This is a genomic window from Gottschalkia purinilytica (genome assembly GCF_001190785.1).
Taxonomy (GTDB): domain Bacteria; phylum Bacillota; class Clostridia; order Tissierellales; family Gottschalkiaceae; genus Gottschalkia_A; species Gottschalkia_A purinilytica.
Genome location: NZ_LGSS01000001.1, coordinates 18,848 through 39,006 on the forward strand (window position 1 = coordinate 18,848; position 20,159 = coordinate 39,006).

At 28.2% G+C, this 20,159-nt stretch carries 20 protein-coding genes and 1 other annotated feature (1 of these 21 cut by a window edge); of the genes, 1 reads left to right on the forward strand and 19 read right to left on the reverse strand.

The window, feature by feature from the left end:
- Positions 1-34 precede the first annotated feature (34 nt).
- The 5 genes from CLPU_RS00145 to CLPU_RS17110 all read right to left on the reverse strand — a co-directional run bounded on the left by CLPU_RS00145 (position 35) and on the right by CLPU_RS17110 (position 2,867).
- A complete protein-coding gene (locus tag CLPU_RS00145) occupies positions 35-568 on the reverse strand; it encodes an FUSC family protein (protein ID WP_050353613.1) in 534 nt (177 codons plus the stop codon).
- A 228-nt stretch (positions 569-796) separates the two neighbouring features.
- Positions 797-1,150: a sigma-70 family RNA polymerase sigma factor gene (locus CLPU_RS00150; RefSeq protein WP_082153999.1), complete on the reverse strand. Its 354-nt coding sequence runs from the start codon at positions 1,148-1,150 to the stop codon at positions 797-799.
- A gap of 48 nt (positions 1,151-1,198) precedes the next feature.
- Positions 1,199-2,227, reverse strand: a complete 1,029-nt coding sequence (locus CLPU_RS00155; RefSeq protein WP_050353614.1) for a 3'-5' exoribonuclease YhaM family protein — start codon at positions 2,225-2,227, stop codon at positions 1,199-1,201.
- Positions 2,228-2,271: 44 nt separating this feature from the next.
- Positions 2,272-2,649 (reverse strand): zinc ribbon domain-containing protein, encoded by a 378-nt coding sequence (locus CLPU_RS00160; protein WP_050353615.1) that lies wholly within the window; start codon positions 2,647-2,649, stop codon positions 2,272-2,274.
- A 44-nt stretch (positions 2,650-2,693) separates the two neighbouring features.
- Positions 2,694-2,867, reverse strand: a complete 174-nt coding sequence (locus CLPU_RS17110) for a hypothetical protein (protein WP_157857689.1) — start codon at positions 2,865-2,867, stop codon at positions 2,694-2,696.
- Positions 2,868-3,016: 149 nt separating this feature from the next.
- Between CLPU_RS17110 and CLPU_RS00165 the strand changes: the two genes are divergently transcribed.
- A complete protein-coding gene (locus CLPU_RS00165; protein WP_050353616.1) occupies positions 3,017-4,624 on the forward strand; it encodes a recombinase family protein in 1,608 nt (535 codons plus the stop codon).
- A 20-nt stretch (positions 4,625-4,644) separates the two neighbouring features.
- Here the strand turns inward: CLPU_RS00165 and CLPU_RS00170 are convergent, their stop codons facing one another.
- The 14 genes from CLPU_RS00170 to alaS form a co-directional block, all read right to left on the reverse strand.
- Positions 4,645-5,001 (reverse strand): sigma factor, encoded by a 357-nt coding sequence (locus tag CLPU_RS00170; protein WP_050353617.1) that lies wholly within the window; start codon positions 4,999-5,001, stop codon positions 4,645-4,647.
- A 77-nt stretch (positions 5,002-5,078) separates the two neighbouring features.
- The gene (locus tag CLPU_RS00175; protein ID WP_050353618.1) at positions 5,079-6,773 is read right to left on the reverse strand and encodes a peptidoglycan D,D-transpeptidase FtsI family protein; all 1,695 of its coding nucleotides are present in this window, start codon (positions 6,771-6,773) and stop codon (positions 5,079-5,081) included.
- Positions 6,774-6,851: 78 nt separating this feature from the next.
- Complete coding sequence (locus tag CLPU_RS00180) at positions 6,852-8,084, reverse strand: peptidase U32 family protein (protein WP_050353619.1); 1,233 nt, start codon at positions 8,082-8,084, stop codon at positions 6,852-6,854.
- Positions 8,084-8,737 (reverse strand): O-methyltransferase, encoded by a 654-nt coding sequence (locus tag CLPU_RS00185; RefSeq protein WP_050353620.1) that lies wholly within the window; start codon positions 8,735-8,737, stop codon positions 8,084-8,086. Before CLPU_RS00185 ends, CLPU_RS00180 begins: the two co-directional genes overlap by 1 nt.
- Positions 8,738-8,829: 92 nt before the next feature.
- The gene (gene mltG / locus CLPU_RS00190; RefSeq protein ID WP_050353621.1) at positions 8,830-9,885 is read right to left on the reverse strand and encodes an endolytic transglycosylase MltG; all 1,056 of its coding nucleotides are present in this window, start codon (positions 9,883-9,885) and stop codon (positions 8,830-8,832) included.
- A 243-nt stretch (positions 9,886-10,128) separates the two neighbouring features.
- Positions 10,129-10,611, reverse strand: a complete 483-nt coding sequence (locus tag CLPU_RS00195) for a QueT transporter family protein (protein WP_200898421.1) — start codon at positions 10,609-10,611, stop codon at positions 10,129-10,131.
- 117 nt (positions 10,612-10,728) lie between these two features.
- On the reverse strand, positions 10,729-12,393 hold the full coding sequence (locus CLPU_RS00200) for a ribonuclease J (RefSeq protein ID WP_050353623.1): 1,665 nt from the start codon (positions 12,391-12,393) through the stop codon (positions 10,729-10,731).
- A gap of 254 nt (positions 12,394-12,647) precedes the next feature.
- Complete coding sequence (locus tag CLPU_RS00205; protein ID WP_050353624.1) at positions 12,648-13,100, reverse strand: Fur family transcriptional regulator; 453 nt, start codon at positions 13,098-13,100, stop codon at positions 12,648-12,650.
- Between the two features lie 103 nt (positions 13,101-13,203).
- Positions 13,204-13,461, reverse strand: coding sequence for a DUF1292 domain-containing protein (locus tag CLPU_RS00210; RefSeq protein ID WP_050353625.1), 258 nt, complete (start codon positions 13,459-13,461; stop codon positions 13,204-13,206).
- A gap of 13 nt (positions 13,462-13,474) precedes the next feature.
- Positions 13,475-13,888 carry a Holliday junction resolvase RuvX gene (ruvX, locus tag CLPU_RS00215; RefSeq protein ID WP_050353626.1) on the reverse strand — a complete coding sequence of 138 codons (414 nt, stop codon included), beginning with the start codon at positions 13,886-13,888 and terminating at the stop codon, positions 13,475-13,477.
- Positions 13,889-13,906: 18 nt separating this feature from the next.
- Complete coding sequence (locus CLPU_RS00220) at positions 13,907-14,857, reverse strand: aldo/keto reductase (RefSeq protein WP_050353627.1); 951 nt, start codon at positions 14,855-14,857, stop codon at positions 13,907-13,909.
- A 16-nt stretch (positions 14,858-14,873) separates the two neighbouring features.
- The gene (locus tag CLPU_RS00225) at positions 14,874-17,027 is read right to left on the reverse strand and encodes a hypothetical protein (RefSeq protein ID WP_050353628.1); all 2,154 of its coding nucleotides are present in this window, start codon (positions 17,025-17,027) and stop codon (positions 14,874-14,876) included.
- 17 nt (positions 17,028-17,044) lie between these two features.
- Positions 17,045-17,296: an IreB family regulatory phosphoprotein gene (locus tag CLPU_RS00230; protein WP_050353629.1), complete on the reverse strand. Its 252-nt coding sequence runs from the start codon at positions 17,294-17,296 to the stop codon at positions 17,045-17,047.
- Positions 17,297-17,375: 79 nt separating this feature from the next.
- A complete protein-coding gene (gene alaS / locus CLPU_RS00235) occupies positions 17,376-20,018 on the reverse strand; it encodes an alanine--tRNA ligase (RefSeq protein ID WP_050353630.1) in 2,643 nt (880 codons plus the stop codon).
- A 52-nt stretch (positions 20,019-20,070) separates the two neighbouring features.
- Positions 20,071-20,159, reverse strand: a binding site (T-box leader) (it continues 119 nt past the right edge of the window).

A 20,159-nucleotide genomic window follows, 5' to 3' on the forward strand; every position in this document is an offset into this window, starting at 1 on the left:
TATCCGGATTTCTCCGGATATTTTTCTATTAAGATTAGCTTTCTTCTTTTTCATCTACATTTAAAGGAAAGAAGTATTTATTTATAATTAAACTTAAAATTATTCCTATAGCGGTGTCTAAAGTTCTACTTAATGCATACGTAAAAGGACTATGAGAAGGTGAATCTATAAAGTTTGTTAGTACAAATAAAAATACGACACAAGATATTGAAGTAGCACCTTTTTTATTTATAAGATTGCAACAATATATTACTATCACAATTCCTAATCCTATAACAATTTCATATGATCCCCAAAAGTCTACTTTATCATTTACTTGCAAAAATAATCCCCCAATGACTCCTCCTATCATCGTACCTATTAATCTTTCTTTAGCTATTTCAAAGGAATTGTGAACTGTATCCTTTGTACATATAATTGCTGCTATACAGGCATACAGAGGATGTGGACGATTTATAATTCGAAATAAAAAAAGACATGCAACAACAGATATAGATGTTTTGATATTTCTTAATCCTATTTTAGGTATATTCAGTTTTTTTAACGTTTTGAAACTATTATTTATCATAATTATAAAATACTCGTACTCCTAACTAACTTATATTTTATTCTTTTATTATATCATTTTATAATATAATATGTTAACATTAACTTTTATTAATATAACTATAGTTACGCTAATAAATCTTTATTTATCTCTCATTAGCTTGTCATTGCCTTATAACTTTATATCCTCCAATGTGCATTTTTAACAATTAAAAGCTACTGATTATATAATCAGTAGCTTTTAATAATATCATTTATTTACACTTAATGCCTTATTTAACTTTTTTATAGCTCTCTTTTCAATTCTCGAAACATATGATCTGGAAATACCTAACATTTTTGCTATTTCTCTTTGAGTTTTACATCCTCCGTTTAATAGTCCATATCTAAGTTGAATTATAGTTTTTTCTCTATCTTTTAAGACTTTATTCATTTTTTCATACAATTTTTTTACTTGAATTTTAAGGTCTACTTCATCTAAGACCTCATCTGGTTCAGTTCCCAAGACATCTAATAAGTAAAGTTCATTTCCTTCTTTATCAACCCCTATTGGATCTTGAAGAGATACTTCTCCCTTAATCTTTTTACAAGAACGTATAGTCATAAGTATTTCATTACCTATTTTTGCTAAAAGACTATATATTATATCAGTCTAATATGATTGTTTTCCAAAAACTTCTTCTTTATTTAACGTACATAATTTAGTCATGCTTTCTTCATCATAATTATTTAATTGATCATTTGTAGGTCTATACAATTTTCTATTTTCTAAAGACCAAACTCTATTCGTAAACTCCCCATTATTAACTTCTTTAAGATGTTTCTCCATATCATACATTCTTGCATCTATCATATCTATGTAGTGTAAAAGCTCTGCCTCTGGTATCATTGGTTTCTTAGGGCTTCCAAATTCAGGATGGTAATGATGCGAAAGAATCATATGTTGTAATAAAATAGATATTTCTCTATCTATTTTTAACTCCATAGCTACTTTATCTATATTTTTTATACCTTGTATTATATGTCCGAGTAGCTGTCCTTCAACTGTATAGTCACTTACTACTCCTAACTCATTAGCATCCATTTCTTCAACTTTAGCGATGTCATGTAATATAATTCCTGCATAAAGTAAATCTCTATTTATGTAATCATATATCTGTGTAAGCTTCTCAGCAGTCATCAACATTCTTAATATATGGTAAAGTAATCCAGAGCGTATAGCATGATGATTTTGTTTTGCTGCAGGATAGTATAACAGTTTATTATAATTTTCTTTAATAATATAATCTACTAATTTTTTTATGTCATCATTTTTTATTTTAGTTATGTAGTCATATATTGAATTATACATATCATCTGAATCATATGGAGCTGATTGAATATAGTCTTCTATTTTTACACCATCACTTTCATTAGTGCTTCTCATCCTAATAATTTTTAATTGTTTTTTTCCCTGCCATTCTACTATATCTCCTCTTACTTTTATAAGCATATTTTGTTCATAATCTATACTATCTTTTAAATCCCACAACTTTGCATTTATTTCACCAGTATTATCTGATAGAGTTATATCTAAAAAATTGTTACCATTTGATGCTGTTTTCTTTTCTATAGATCTTATTATGTAAAATCCATCTATACGATCATCTACTTCAAACTCTTGTATTTTCTTATATTGCATATTTCTCTCTCCTTATTTTTATCTAAAATTTACAGTCAATATTTCTATTTGATTTTGTTCCCGCAATATGGACAATAGATATAACTATCATTTAAATTGCTAGAACAACTTGGACATTTCATCTGAATATCTTCTCTATTTGTTTCAACTTCTTGTAAATCCCAGTATGTTATGTCTATTTCTCCTTTTTCAGCTTTTCTCCCTTTTTCCTCATCAATCATATATAGTGAGTTGCAATTGTTACAAGTTACATAATATTTAATATTCCACTTAAATATTGGAATAAAAAAGAAATGAAAATATCTATAACTTTTTATTAAATAAGCACTTTTATGATCATTACAATTTTTACATTCTAATTTATCTAGCTCTTTTACTATTTTTTCTTTTTCTTCTATACCAAATATACCTATAAAAAACATGATCCACCTCTTACTTTTCTTTTTATCTAAATTATTAATTTATATTAAAGTAATTTTTCCTCTTGATTATCTTTTGCTATAATACTTTGAGAGTTTTTTACTATAAAATTAAAGATCTCTTTATTCCATATATCTTTTAATATTTCTTCATTTCTTTTATTATTTATATCCTTGATAATAATTTTTATATTTGAGCTTTTACAATTATATCTTACCATAACTCTCCTCCTTATTCTTTATATATTGTTAAAATAAAATACTAAAATTTATCTGTTAAATAACTTTAATATCAATCTTTTTAAATTAATTCTATGTTTCCGTAAAAGATCATATGTTTTATTAAGATGATATTATTAAGGGTGATTTAATGAAAAAAGGAGCTATATATGTAAGAAAATCTAGACTTACTGACAAAGGAGAATCTATTAAAAATCAAATAGAAATATGCACTCAATATGCTCAAGAAAACAATATTCATGTAGATAAATTAAATATCTACTATGATGAAGGATTTTCAGGTAAAAACACAAAAAGACCTGAATTTAAAAGAATGATAAATGATTTAAAGTCTAAAAAATTTAATGTGTTAATATGTTATAGATTAGATAGGATTAGTAGATCATTAAGAGATTTTTCCAATGTGATAGATTTACTAGAAAAATATAATGTTTCTTTTGTTTCTATTTGTGAACAATTTGATACTAATACACCTATGGGAAAAGCAATGATGTATATATCTGGGGTATTCGCACAATTAGAAAGAGAAACTATTTCACAAAGAATAAAAGATAATATGATACAGCTTTCTAAAACAGGTAGATGGCTTGGAGGTACCCCTCCTACTGGTTTTTCAAGTAAGCCTATAACTTATATAGATTCTAATATGAATGAGAAAAAGATGTATATACTCTCACCACTAAAAGATGAATTAAATATTGTGAAATTAATATTCAAAATATATATTGAATTCAATAGTTTATCTAAAGTTGAAAGTTATTGTTTAGATCATAATATAAAGAGTAAAAATAATCTAACTTTTTCCTCATCTTCCATAAGGGAGATTCTTTCAAACCCAGTATATTGTATTGCTGATCAAGATTTATATAGATATATTACTAAGTTAGGTTCTAAAGTTATTAATGAAAAAAAAGACTTTAATGGCAAATATGGTGTATTAGTATATAATAGACATAGCAACAAATTAGATGGAAATGATAAAAAAAACTGGATTGTTAGTTTATCGAAGCACAAGGGAATTATTTCAAGTAAAGATTGGATAAATGTTCAATCTATTCTTAATAATAATAAAGAAAAACCATCTAGGTTAGGTACTTCTAACGTAGCATTATTATCTGGTCTAATTATATGTAATAAATGTAAAAGTGTCATGAGAGTAAAATATGGAAAATCTTCTAACAAAGGAAAAAAGAATTATTACTATGTATGTACTTTAAAAGAAAGATCAAGAGGTGTAAAATGTTCTAATTCTTCTATAAACGGAAGCTTTATTGATAAGTTGATTTTCGATACCTTACATAATCATTTTAAAGATGCAAACTATATACAAAATAATATAGACACTACTTTAAAACTAGAAAATAATTTATTTCCAGAAATGGAATCAAGAAAAATTACACAAAAAAAGATATATAACTATAAACGTAAAATTAATATACTTAAATCACAGTTAGAAAACAATATAAATAGTAGTGCATCAAAGTATATGAAAATTAAAGTAATGCAAATGGAAAATACTATATCTAAGCTAAATAATAAACTTAATAACATAGATACAAATTATATTATAGATATACAAAATTCAAATTCTAATATTAACTATAACCTCAAAATATATAATGATATAAACTATTCAGACCTGCCCTTTAATATAAAAAAACATTTACTCTTTAAAGTAGTAGATAATGTTCTTTGGGAAAATGATAATGTAGAGATAGTACTAAAAGAATATCAATAATTTTTTATTTATTATAGTCTTTAAACCAAATCTGCATTATCTATACATCTAGCAGCATAAGTAGCAAGTCTCGTTCCCTTTTTTCTATCAAATGTAGTTATAGCTTTTATAAGTCCTATAGTTCCTATTGAGATTAGGTCGTCAATTTCTCTACCAGTATTATTATACTTTTTTACTATGTGCGCAACTAACCTTAAATTTCTTTCTATTAGAACATTCTTTGCCTCTTCATCTCCTTTTTCATACAACATCAAATAGTAGTCCTCTTCTTCTTGTGATAATGGCTTTGGAAAAGAACTACTATTTGAAACATACCCTACTAATAATAAAAAAGGCTCTACAAAAAGTCCTAACCCTGCTAATAGTGTAGTTATCATTGAAACATACACCTCCAAGACATGAGCAATTATATTAAATTATATGAACATATTAACTAATTTGTGCAAGTACCACTTTAATTTTTGTTTTCTTTAATTGTTTTAATATTTATTTTTTTAATTTCTTTAGCTATTTTATTGAATATTGGAACTGCATTTGAACTTCCTGAATCTCCTTTTTCTATAAAAACAGTAATGACATATTTAGGGTTATTTTCCGGAAAATATCCAGCGAACCATGCATGAACTACTTTTTCTCCGTCAAGAGTAGCTTGTGCTGATCCCGTTTTTCCTCCTGCTCCATCTAAATATCTTTGATCTATCCCTTGAGCTGTTCCATTTTTAACTACTCCTTCTAAAGCCTTTCTTATTTGTAATGCAACCTTCTCAGAGATAATTCTTTCATCAGGATCTCTTTTTATTTTTTTTACATTATATCCTTCTTGTGTTACATAACTATCTACTATTGATAGATCTTTTTTTATCCCATTGTTAGCCAAAGTCACCATCATATTCGTTACTTGTAATGGAGTAGCCTCTATTTTACCTTGACCTAATGATATATTTCCTATGGAAGGTCCTAAAAGATCTTTTCCTTTAGGTAATGCGCCTTTATTTTCATCATCTAACCCTATCTCAACTTTACTTCCAAATCCTATGCGCTTTGCTGTATCTATTATTTTTTTAGCGCCTATCTTTTTACCTATCTGTATAAAAGTAGAATTACATGACTTATAAAAACCCTGTAAAACACTTATCTTACCATGGCCATCAGGTTTATTACACTTTATAACCACATTATCTATTTTTTCATACCCTTTACATATAATTTCATCATCTAATGAAATTATTCCTTCTTCTAAGCCTGCTATTAGAACTACTATCTTAAATATAGATCCTGGTGGATATGATAACTCTAAAGCTTTATTATAAAATCTTTGATCTTTTGTACTTAATTCCTTTTCAATATTATTTAAGTTTATATTCGGTCTACTTGCCATTGCAACTATATCACCTGTCTCTACTTCTGAAACGACAACTGCACCATTTTTTTTCTGATCATCCAATATATCTTCTACCTTCTTTTGTATATAGTAATCGATTGTTAATTTTAGACTATTAGGTAGTCCTTGCATACTAGTTCTAACTTGTTCAGCATCAACTCCAGGTATAATCTTTTGTCTAGCATCTACAAATACAGACCTCTTTCCAAAACCAGGATCTACTTTTAATGGTTCATCATCAAAAGATTTCTCTATACCACTTATTCCCTTATTATCCTTCTTATTTACATATCCAACAACATGAGTAAGTAAATTTTCATTATTATTTCGTGATACTTTTTCCTCTACTCTAACTTCTTTTATTGAACTTATCTCTTTCAAATCAATCTTCTTATTTTTTAACGATAATTCTATTACAGAATTATTACTATCAAGTAATTTCTTTAATTCCCTATCTGAGTATCCTAGAGCCTTTTTTAATTTCTCTAGACTTTCTTTATTATCTAATATATCTCTTTTAAAAATAAATAAAGTTTTTTCTTTTTCTGTATTTGTAAGCTTTATGCCATTTTTATCATATATTATCCCTCTAGGTAAAGATACTTTTAAATCTTTTGTTTGTTGTTTAATTGCAAGATTTTTGTAATCCTCTCCATTTATTATCTGTATCCAAAATAGTCTGATTATAAGTAGTCCGAAAAAAACTATAATTACTTTTTTAAATAGAATACTTCTTCTAATCACATCGTTCATTCCATGTTTTTCCATAAATTAATACCTCCACCCTAAGATTATAATAAAATTATTCCCAACTTAGAGTGAAGGTATTATAAATATTATTATTTTTTAATTATTTTCAATAGCCATTCTTAACATATCCCATTTTTCTACTGGATTATCCATTTTCATCTTTATTATTTGTTTAGGATGAGGCGCTACTTCTATTTCTTCACCTTTTTCATTCCACATTTTTTCTACTTTCTGAACAAAGTGTTCCTTATTAGGCCCAAATACCTCTATTTCATTACCTACAAATATTCTATTTCTCTGCTCTATAGTAGCTATGCCTGTACTTTCATCATAGTCTAATACAAGTCCTGCAAAATCATAAGTTCTTATATATGAACTTGTAGTATAGAGTTGTTCCTTATCATCTGGTTTTCCAAAATAAAATCCAGTTGTAAAGTCTCTATAACTAGCCTTTTTAATTTCTTCTAGCCATTTTTCACTTGGTTTATAATTTTCTGGATCTTTTAAATATTCATCTATTAACATACGATATGCTCTCACAACTGTTGCTACATAATAAGGAGTCTTCATTCTTCCTTCTATCTTAAAGCTATGAATACCCGACTCTATAAGTTCTGGTATATGTTTAAGCATGCATAAATCTTTTGAATTATATATATAAGTTCCTTTTTCATCTTCAACTATCGGATAATACTCTCCTGGTCTTTTTTCTTCAACAAGATAATATTTCCATCTACATGATTGAGCACACTCTCCTCTATTAGCATCTCTATGAGTCATGTAATTACTAAGTAAACATCTTCCTGAATAAGATATACACATAGCTCCATGAACGAATGCTTCTATCTCCAATTCTTCTGGTGTCTTATCTATTATATCTTTTATTTCTTCAAGAGATAATTCTCTAGCAACAACCACTCTTTTTACTCCTTGATCGTACCAAAATTTTGCAGTTTGGTAGTTAGTTGTATTCGCCTGTGTACTTAAGTGTATTTCCATATCTTTCGTATTATCTTTTACTATAGAGAATATACCAGGATCAGCTACTAAGACCGCATCCACTCCTATGTTTTCTAATGTTTTAACATACTCTGACAATCCAATTAAATCATCATTATGAGGAATTATATTCAATGTAACATATACTTTCTTATTTCTTTCATGAGCAAATTTTATACCTTCTTCCATCTCTTCTATTGTAAAGTTTTTAGCTGATGCTCTAAGACCAAAAGCTTCTCCTCCTAAATAAACTGCATCTGCTCCATAAGTTATAGCTATTTTTAATTTTTCTAAATCTCCTGCTGGTGCTAAAAGCTCCGGTTTTTTCATTATTTAACCTCCTTCTTATATGTAATTGCCACTCCATCTCCTATAGGTATTACACATGTTTCTAAAAATTCATGATTTGATATATATTTTAAGTAATCTCTCATTCTCTTAACAATTGTCTTTTTTCTTCTTATAACTAACTCATCAGTAGCAACCATTCCTTTGAATAATACATTATCAGATACTATTATTCCTCCATCATTTAAATTATCTATAAAGTAAGAAAAGAACTCCTTATATTTTCCTTTAGCTGCATCTAAAAATATAAGGTCAAATTTCTCATCTAGTTCTTTTAAAACTGTCTCCGCTTCACCTTTTAAAACTTCTATTTTATTTTCATACCCTTTATTCTTTATATTGCTCTTTGCAATTTTTACCATATCTTCTTGTCTTTCTATAGTAATTATTCTACTATCATGATCCATACAACTAGCCATAGTAAGAGCAGAATATCCTATCGCTGTTCCTATCTCTAAAACTCTCTTTGGTTTTTTCATCATTGTTAATACTTTTAATAACTGAGCAACTTCAGGATGCACTATAGGAACATTATTTTTATAAGCATATTCTTGTATTTCAAATAAAAAGTCTTCTTTTAGTGGTATAAGTCCTCTTATATATTCTTCTACATACTTAGCAGTTATATTACTCAATTTATATCCTCCTTACTTATATTAATCACAAAAATAATACGTGGATCATTTTTGTATCCACGCATTATTTTAACCTAACTTATCTTTATATATTAATTATTTTTTTGAGCCTTAATATGTTCTTCATAAGTTTTTGTAAAAGTATGACTTCCATCTTTATTAGCTACAAAAAATAGGTAATCTACATTAGCAGGATCAACTGCTGCCATTATTGACTTTATCCCTGGTGATGCTATAGGGGAAGGTGGTAGTCCCCTATTTAAATATGTGTTATATTCAGATTTTATTTTTAAATCTTTATATGTTAATACTTCTTTTCTTTCACCTAATATATATTGGACTGTAGCACAAGACTCCAACATTATATTTTTCTTGAGTCTATTGTGAAACACCGCTGATACCATAGGTCTCTCCGAATCAATCTTTGCTTCTCTTTCTATAATTGAAGCTAATGTTATAATTTTATTAGTATCAAGTCCTATTTGTTTTCCTTTATTTTTTATTTCATTTGTATATATTTTATTAAAATTATTCAACATTTTCTTTATTATTTCTTCTTCTGTGGCACCTTTATATATTTCATAAGTATCTGGATACAAAAAACCCTCTAATGAAGAATCTTGTGGAACTTCTTTTAAAAATTCATACTCCGATGAAAAGTTTGACACTTTCGAAGTTAAACTTAAAAATTTCTCCTTATTAACTATTCCTTGTTTACTTAATTTTTCAGCAATTTGTTTTAATTCAAATCCTTCTGGTATAGTGAACTTGGTATCACTATTAGAAGCTCCTCCACTAATAAGTTCTTTCATAATTTGATCTTGATTCATTCCATTACTTAGTAAGTACACTCCTGCTTTGTATGATGAGTCTTTCTTCTCAAGCTTTGAAGTTATTCTAAAAATAAATTCATTTCTTATTAGTCCATTATCTTTTAAAATTTTTGCTATACTTTGTGTATTACTACCTTGTGGTATAGTTATAGATATTTTTTGTATATTTTCATTAGCAACTGCTAATTTTTGCCTATCTACATAATATTTACCCCCAACTATTCCTACTATCACAGCAATTGTTGAAGATATTATTGCGATCTTTTTTTTACTTATAGATTTTTTCTTATTTTCTTTGAAAAGAGTCCCAGACATAATAGTTTCCTCTCTAAAGTCCATTTTCTTAAATTATACAATTTTATCACTTTATTTACAAGGAATAAAATTATCTTTTTAGTTATTTAGAATATTTTGTGTAGATATCTCGAAAATTGTATGATATCGTTGAATAATCTAGACATAATGTAATCTAGAAATAAACTAATTCTTATAAATTAAATATTAGAACTTTAATATTTACCTATATTTAAACTCCTATTTATCCATAATAAAAGTTAATTATCTATTAGCATTTTTCATCACCTTATTATAAACATATATTGCGACATTTCCAAATACAGAAACTGCTATAAGCTCTCCTATCCCAATACTAATAGAAGTAATCAAGTAAGGAATGTTTAAAAAATAAGATACCCAAATTGAAACTATAAGTCCATTTAAAATTATAGGAGGTAAACTTCCTAGAACTTTATTTGGCATTTTACTTGTTATATAAGCTGCAATTAAAGTTACTAAACTTCCACCTATTATGTCTATTGCCCCAAGTCCTGATACAGAAGCCAATATTATATTCGATATTATACATCCTACAAAAACTCCTGGTATTGCAGCACTTTCTATTAAGGGTAATAAAGTCAGTCCTTCTGCTATTCTAATTTGTATATTGCCAAAAGCCAATGTTCCTAATGGAATTTCTAACAATACTAATATCACATATATAGCTGCTATAGCACTAGCCTTTGTTATAAATTTGGTGTTCAATTTAGTCTTCACCCTCTCTAGTTTTAATTTAATATAATATTATTATTAATACTTTTAAAAACTTTTATTAAAAACAATTAAATAAGTCGTAGTAATTACTACGACTTATTTTTGTTTTTAAACTTCCATAATTATTGGAAGTATCATTGGATTTCTTTTTATCTTTTCACACAAGAAGTTTCTTAAAGCATCTCTTATACTAGACTTTAAAGTTGCCCAATCTGTTATATGATTTTTTTCACATTCTATCAAAACATTCCTAACAACCTTTTTAGCTTCTTCCATTAAATCCTCTGACTCTCTTACATATACAAATCCTCTTGAAACTATATCTGGTCCTGCTACGACACTTCCATCTTCTTTACTAATAGTTACTACTACTACTATTAGTCCATCTTCTGATAGATGTTTTCTATCTCTTAAAACTATGTTTCCTACATCTCCTACTCCCAGTCCATCAACTAGAATATTTCCTGCTGGAACAGTACCTGTTATACTTCCTTTATCTTTAGTAAATTCAATTATAGATCCATTCTCAGCTACAAATATATTTTCCTTAGGCATTCCTAATTCTTGGGCCAATTTAGAGTGTTGTTTTAAATGTCTATATTCTCCATGAACTGGTATAAAGAATTTGGGCTTTAGTAGACTATGCATTAGCTTTAATTCTTCTTGACAAGCATGACCTGAAACATGTACATCAGCTAATGCTTCATATATGACGTTTGCTCCTTTTTTGAATAACTGATTTATAACCTTAGCAACAGTTTTTTCATTTCCAGGGATTGGAGTAGCGGATATAATAACTAAGTCCCCTGGCATTAAATCCATTTTCTTATGGTCAGATGAAGCTATTCTAGCTAATGCCGACATAGGCTCTCCTTGACTACCAGTAGTTATTACTACTATTTTATTGTCTGGATATTTCTTAATGTCATTAATGTCTATTAACGTTCCTTCTGGTATACTAAGATAACCTAACTCCGTTGCCACATTAACTACATTCACCATACTTCTACCTGACACAGCTACTTTTCTGTTAAATAATACTGCTGAATTTATTATTTGTTGTACTCTATGGATATTAGAAGCAAAAGTAGCTACTATAATTCTTTGCTTAGCCGTTAGAAATATATCATTAAATGTATCCCCTACAGTTTTTTCCGACATAGTATATCCTGGTCTTTCAACATTAGTACTATCAGCTAATAATACTAATACCCCTTTTTTGCCTAACTCTGCAAGCTTATGAAAATCCATAACCTCACCATTTATAGGAGTATAGTCTATTTTAAAGTCACCAGTATGAAGTATTGTTCCTACTGGAGTATTAATAGCAATAGCCACAGAATCTGGTATACTATGACTAGTTCTTATAAATTCTAGTGTAAATACTCCTGTTTTTATAGTTTGGGATGGTTTCACTACATTAAGCTTAACATTGTTAATATCATGCTCTTTTAATTTATTTTCTATTAGACCTAGTGTTAACTTAGTTCCATATATAGGAACATTTAGCTTTTTAAGCACATAAGGAAGTGCTCCTACATGGTCCTCATGTCCATGAGTCAATACAATTGCTTTAACTTTTTCTCGGTTTTTTAATAGATAAGTTATATCTGGTATAACAACATCTATACCTAACATCTCATCTTCTGGAAATATGAGACCACAGTCAATAACAATGATTTCGTCATTATACTCTATAACTGTAATATTCTTTCCTATTTCATATAGTCCACCGAGCGGAATTATTTTTAATTTCGGCTGTTTCTTTGACACCTTATCACGCTCCTATCTTCTATTATTCCACGCATATCATTTAATTAGATATATTTTCTTGTATATCTGCAATATGGATTCATTCACTAATATTTATCTCATTTAAATTCCACTCAACATTTAGTTGAAAATTAGCTTTAATGTTATTTTATCCATAAAGTAGTTTTTACATAGATTATTTCTATTACTTTTTTATACTAGGTCTATAGTATAGTCTAATTTTAAAGATATATATAACAAAAAAATAAATCCCATTAATGGGATTTATTTTGACAATCTTTACAGTATCCAAAGAATTTTACGTTATGATCAACTATTTTAAATTCCCCTTCTCTCTCTATTTCTAACTCGAGGTTTTCTAATAAATCTAATTTTACTTCAAACACCGTTCCACATTCTACACATATAAGGTGGTGATGTTGATGATCCTCAGAGCTAGTATTCAACTCGTATCTACTACACCCATCATCGAAATTAAGTTTATATATAATATTTAATTGTTCTAAAAGTTGCAATGTCCTATAAACAGTAGCCAATCCTATATCTGGATATTTGTCTCTAACGCTATCATATATTTCTTCTGGACTCAAATGTCCACTTTGATTTTCTAAAAACACGTCTAATATAGCTTTTCTTTGAACTGTCAGTTTATAACCTTTTTCCTTTAATTTATCTTTCAAACTTTCCAAAAGTTTTTCTTTTTCCATATATCCCACCTGCTCTGTGCTTTCTAAATATAGTCTATCAATTATTCTATACAAAAGTCAATAAATAAAACTTTTTCTTAAATTTACTAAACTATATTAATCATTATATGATTTCGTCTACAATAGCTTCATATGCAGCTACAACATCATCAAATTCATCTTTGTCTTCTATGTTAGTTAGTATTAACTCTCCATTCTCATCATATTCTACTTTTAAAATATATGCTTCTTCATCTTCTTCAGATAATGGATACAAGACAGCATATTCATTTTCCTCTACATCAAAAGTAGCTATAACTTCAAAATCTTGCTCTACACCTTCTTCATCTATTAGGCTTATTATATTATTTTCGTTATCCATATATATATCTCCTCTATCTTAATTTGTCTAAATAAGTTTGTAAAATATATGTAGCGGCTAATTTGTCTATTACTTTTTTTCTTTTATCTCTTCTAACATCTGCATTTATAAGGATTTTTTCGGCCGATACAGTCGTTAATCTCTCATCTTGTAAAACAATATTTTTATTAAATATTTTTTTAAATTTTTCTACAAATTGTAATACTTTTTCACCTTGAGGTCCAAGGGTATTATTCATGTTTTTAGGTAATCCTATAACTACCTCTTCAACTTCATACTCGTTAATTATACTTTCTAAATCTTCTAAATCTTTTTTTATTCCTTTTCTTCTTATAGTAGTTACTCCTTGTGCTGTTATCCCTAAGAGATCAGAAACAGCTACTCCTATAGTCTTATCTCCTACATCTAGACCCATTATCCGTTTCATACTTTCCTCCGTAGTTAGCTATATTACCTTTATACAAAACTCTGGACATTTTGGTGCACAATATCCGCATAATACGCACTTATCCTTAATTGGTGTAGCTTTATCAGCTACCATTTCAATTCCACCATGTTTGCAAGTATTCATACATGCTTTACATCCAATACACCAATCTGCAATCTGGAGTTTTCTATCTTTTTTTATAATTTTTTCTTTTATATTTTTAGGAATATATCCATAGTTTATTAAATTTATATTAGCATCAATTTCTTCTGGAGACTGCATACCTATAGCTATAGAATGAATGTAAGGAATATCTCTAACAAAATTAAATGCTTCCTCTACACTTTTTATAAGATGACCACCGCCTAGCGGCTTCATACCATATATTCCTTTTCCTAATTTATGTGATTTCTCTATAGCATCTAACATATCTTCAACATTTCCATCTTGTATTCCAATACCTATTTTATTTATTATTGGATGTATTACACTTAATTCATCATACTTGTTAAATGCTATTACACCTTCCACCCTATGTGTAGATATTCCAATATCTCTTATTATACCCTTTTCTTTTGCTTTTAAAAAATATTCTATAGCTTCATAGTGTCCTCTAATAGTATGTTCACTTTCTTGCTCATGCAATAGGAATAAGTCTATATAATCAGTTCCAATTTCTTCAAGAGCCTTTGCTAAACTTCTTTCGGCTGTTTCTTTTGAATATGAATATGACTTAGTAGCTATAACGAACTCATCTCTTCGTATATCTTTTAGAGCTTCCCTTATATATAAATAGTTATCATAAATCTCAGCTGTATCTAAAAAGTTTACTCCATTATCAAAAGCATACTTTATAAGATTAGCACCTTCATTTATTGATAAATTAGCTTGTAAAGGTCCCATAGTTAATGATCCAAAACAAAGTTTGGATACTTTTATACCAGTTTTTCCTAGCAATGTATATTCCATATGTCCACTTCCTATTCTATACTCTTTCTACATTGACTAATATGCTATATATAATTGTTCCTGTAATAAATATACTAGAAATTGCTGATAATAAAACACCTGAATCATTTACTAATAATCCTACAATGCTTCCTATTATTGAACTGACTATTCCTATAAATAGATATTTGTACTTTTCAAAAATTCTTTTTAATTTTTCCTTGGAAATAATCATTAATGTAGTCATAGCAATTATATTTACGCATAATACTTTTCCCCATATAGAATTTCCCATTAACTTAATATTCATTTGTAGCTTTCTTACTATGATATCAGTCATAAACATTGAACCTCTTTGAGATATCATTAAAAACATTCTTCCTAGATGAGTAGGATTAGGATTTATATATATATCTAATATTCCTAATATGAAAATACATCCTACAATACCAAAACAAATACCAAGCATTTTCTTTAAGTCTATTTTTATTCCAATCATCAAAAGAACATATATCATTGAAGCAAATAATACTGATATAGTTCCACCAACATTAGCTCCTAAATTTGGATGTGCAACTATGATTATAGACACAGGTAGAAGTACCAGCATATACTTTTTAATTTTAGGATTATCTAATAGCAACGATGTAGCTAGCAACATTGTAGGCATTAAAACACCTGTTAGTTCATTTCCTATACCAAAGTATCTAGCTCCTATTATCGGATTATACCCAAGTATTGAAAAAGTAGTCATATTACTACCCGTAATTATATCCATAGATAATACTAAAAAAGTTAGTAATAGTATAAAAAGTAATTTATACTTATCTTTAATTAAACTAAGTATAAAAAGTAAGATTAACGCCATCACTAAAGCTATAATAGCAAATACAACCATGTTTTTTATATTTATTAAAGATATTGTCAGAAATACCAATGGCATAGACATTATAAATAGAGTAGCATATTTCAAAACTGACCTTATTTTGTCATTCATAATTCTGTCAAAATAAATAAGTAAACATGACACTATTAAAAATATAATAGTAATGACACTATAGATCGTTAAAAAAGGTGATCTAGCATTTGAAACAAAGTTTGTCTTTTCATTTAGTTTATTTACAAACTCTAAATTATTTTCAACACTAGATGAATTAATATTATGTCCCATAAAACTGTTAATAGGAGTTCCTAAATAATTAGCTATAGTTGGTGCTAAATCTAAATTTGCAATTATGCCATTCCTTCTAGTCGTTCCTGACGTTAATATACCACCTTTTTGCTTATCCTTTTCATACATTATAACTGGTGCTAATTTGCTTTCATCTATTCTTTCTTCTCCCTCACTAGGGCTAACTATCATAAGTATAGAATCTTTATCTATGTTATTAATTAATTTTCCTAAAAAATCATCTAATTCTTTTAAAATATTTTCTCTATGCTTCATAAACATTTCATCATTTAGATACAAACTGTATGAATTTAGTCTATCTAAATCACCAGTATCTATAACGAATAAAGATGTATCTTCTTTTATATTGTTTATACCTTGTAATATCTTTTTGTAATCTAGTCTAACTCCGTAAGGATAAGAGTTATCTTTAACTAGTATGTCATCAACATTTCCGTAATCAATTAGCCCCTTACTATCCATAGGGATAAGGCTACCTAATCTTATTTTTTCTTCATCAGTATCAGAATTACCAAATATAGCAGTTTTAAGTCCTTTTGAATGTAAACTATCTCCCAAAGCTCCTATATAAGTATCATATTGTCTTTCTGCATTAGCGAAAATTATTCTATTTATATCAATATTTCCTACCTCATACTTTTTATCCATAGTTCCTACTCTAGTTTCATGTAAAGAACGATTTTCCTTAGTAAGATTATAAGCTCTAGCCATATCATCACTAGCATAAGCTCTAGAAGATGAATTTATTGTAAGATAGCTTTCTGCTCCCTTGTAACCTATAGACCCCTTAGTGTTCATGAGTCCTATATTTCCTGAGTTTATTATAGACTTTAAGTTATTCATGTACTGCAAATCTTGTAAAGAAAGTTTATTTGCGACAACCATATATACTTTTCTAGAACTATCCTTTTGAGAATAAGAGTTAGATCCAACAGATATAATAAATAAAAATACCGCAAATATTACCGTAAATTTTTTTACAATTTTATTATCTACCATTAGTCTCTCCTAAATTATTATTTTTTTAGATATTTTTTTAATATCTCTTCTAATAATTCATCTCTCTCTAATTTTCTTATAAGAGTTCTAGCATTGTTATGACTAGTTATATATGTTGGATCTCCTGATAGGATGTATCCTATTAATTGATTTATTGGATTGTATCCTTTTTCTTCTAGTGATTTATAAACATTTGTAATTATTTCTTCAGCCTTACTAGCGTTATCATTTTCTACACTAAATTTCATAGTTTGATTAAGATCTTTCATAAAGATACCTCCAAGTCATTTTTTATTGTTTTCTATATATTTACCCAGTAAATAAAATTATATCTACTGGGTAAAACATTTATTTCATTTGTGATTCAACAAGAGACGGTACTATCTTAAGTGCATCATCCACTTTATTAGGATCTTTTCCTCCGGCTTGTGCCATATCAGGACGACCGCCACCGCCACCACCAGTAACTTTTGCGACTTCTCTTATAATATTGCCTGCATGAATACCTTTATCAATTAAATCTTTTGTAGCCATTGATACTAACATAACTTTATCATCTTTAACAGAAGCTAATACTATTAGTACTGATTCCAATTTATCCTTTATTGTATCTCCTAATTGCCTTAATCCATTAGTATCCATTCCATCTATTCTCTTACAAACTAAATTTATACCGTTTATGCTTTTAACATCACCAATTATATCATTTACTTTAGATAAAGCCAACTGAGATTTCAGTCTATCTAATTCTTTTTCTAGGTTTTTCACTTCTTCGTTCATGGATTGTACTTTATTTATTATATCCTTTTTGTTAGCTTTTAATAAATCAGCTATTTTTTCAACTTGATCCTCTATACCTTTTATATGATCATATGCTTTTTTACCAGTCATAGCCTCTATTCTCCTAACCCCAGAAGCAATTCCAGTTTCGTTTATTATTTTAAATAAACCTATTTGACTTGAATTTCCTATATGTGTACCTCCACAAAGTTCTTTACTGTAATCACCTATTTTAACTACTCTTACTACATCACCATATTTTTCATCAAATAAGGCTTGAGCTCCCATAGCTCTAGCATCTTCTAAGCTTGTTTCTATTATACTAACATCTAATCCTTCTAAGATTTTAAAATTAACTATCTTCTCTATTTGGTCTAATTGATCTTTTGATACTCCTTCAAAGTGAGTAAAGTCAAATCTTAATCTATCTGGAAGCACTAGAGATCCAGCTTGGCTAACATGATCTCCTAAAACATCTTTTAATGCTTGATGAAGTAAATGAGTTACTGAATGATTTCTTGCAGTATCATTTCTTTTATTTTCATCTATTTCTGCATATAATTCGACCTCGTTATATACTTCTCCTTTAATAACTTCTACAAAGTGAAGTATTTTTCCTCCTTTACCTTTTTTAGTATCATTAACTTTTATAAGTATATTTTCTCCTTTTAATATACCTGTGTCTCCTACTTGTCCTCCACTTTCAGCATAAAATGGAGTTTTATCTAGAAGAATTATTCCGTTTTCTCCTTCTTTTAAACTATCTACAATACCTTTGTCACTTTTCACTATACCTATTACTTTAGAATTCGAAGTAAAGTTTTTATATCCTTCAAATATAGTTTTCAAATTATTATCTTCTAGACCTATATCATCTGTATCCCAAGCTTGATTATCTCCTTCTTCTCTAGCTTTTCTAGCTCTTTCTCTTTGCTTTTGCATTTCAGAGTTAAATCCATCTTCATCTATGTTCATATCATACTCTTCTAATATTTCCTTAGTTAAATCAATAGGAAATCCATAAGTATCGTAAAGTTTAAAAGCTCTTTTTCCATCTAATATATTTTTTCCTTCATTTTTTATAATTTCTACATATTCATTTAATATATTAATTCCTTGCTCTATAGTTTCTTGGAATTTGTCTTCTTCTACTTTTATTACTTTCTTAATTTGACTTTCTCTTTCTCTCAGCTCTACATAAGTTTCTCCCCATGAATCTATTATTTTAGATGAAAGTCTATTTAAAAAATCTTCTTTTATTCCTAAAAGCTTTCCATGTCTTGAAGCTCTTCTTATAAGCCTTCTTAATACATATCCTCTACCTTCATTACTTGGAATAACTCCGTCTCCTACTAAGAATGTCATTGCTCTGATATGATCTGTGATTACCCTAAATGACATATCATCTTTTTTTGAGCTACCATATTTTTTTCCACTTTCTTTCTCTATTTCATTTATTATTGACTTCATACTGTCTATTTCAAATATATTATCTGCTTCTTGTATTATAGTTGTTATTCTTTCCAATCCCATTCCTGTATCTATATTAGGCTTAGTAAGTAGATTATAATTTCCTTTTTCATCCTTATCATATTGAGAAAATACTAAATTCCAAACCTCTACATATCTATCGCAGTCACATCCTGGCTTACAATCTTTATTATCACAACCGTATTTTTCTCCTCTATCTATATATATCTCTGAGCATGGACCACAAGGTCCTACCTCTAGCTCCCAAAAATTATCTTCCTTTCCTAACTTAACTATTCTATCTTCACTTACTCCTATTTCTTTGTTCCATATTTCATATGCCTCATCATCATCTAAGTATACAGATACCCATAATCTTTCAACAGGTATTTCAAGTCTTTCAGTCATAAACTCCCAAGCCCAATTTATAGCTTCTTTCTTAAAATAGTCTCCAAATGAGAAGTTTCCTAACATCTCAAAAAATGTACCATGTCTAGCAGTCTTACCTACATTATCTATATCTCCAGTTCTAACACATTTTTGACAAGTTGCCATTCTTCTCCTAGGAGGTTCTTCCGTTCCTAAAAAATAAGCTTTAAGAGGTGCCATACCAGCATTTACCAAAAGTAAACTCTTGTCATTCTTAGGCACTAGTGGATAACTTTTTTCAACTAAATGTTCTTTTTCTTTAAAAAAGTCAAGAAATTCTTTTCTTATATTGTGTAAACTCATTTTTTTCATATTTTATGTATTCTCCTTTCTTTTTTTGCAAATAAAAAAACTCCTCCCAAAACTTAGGGACGAGTTTACCCGCGGTACCACCCTATTTACTACAATAGTCTCTTTACCAAAATAACGGTTATAACCGAAAACCTCTACTCT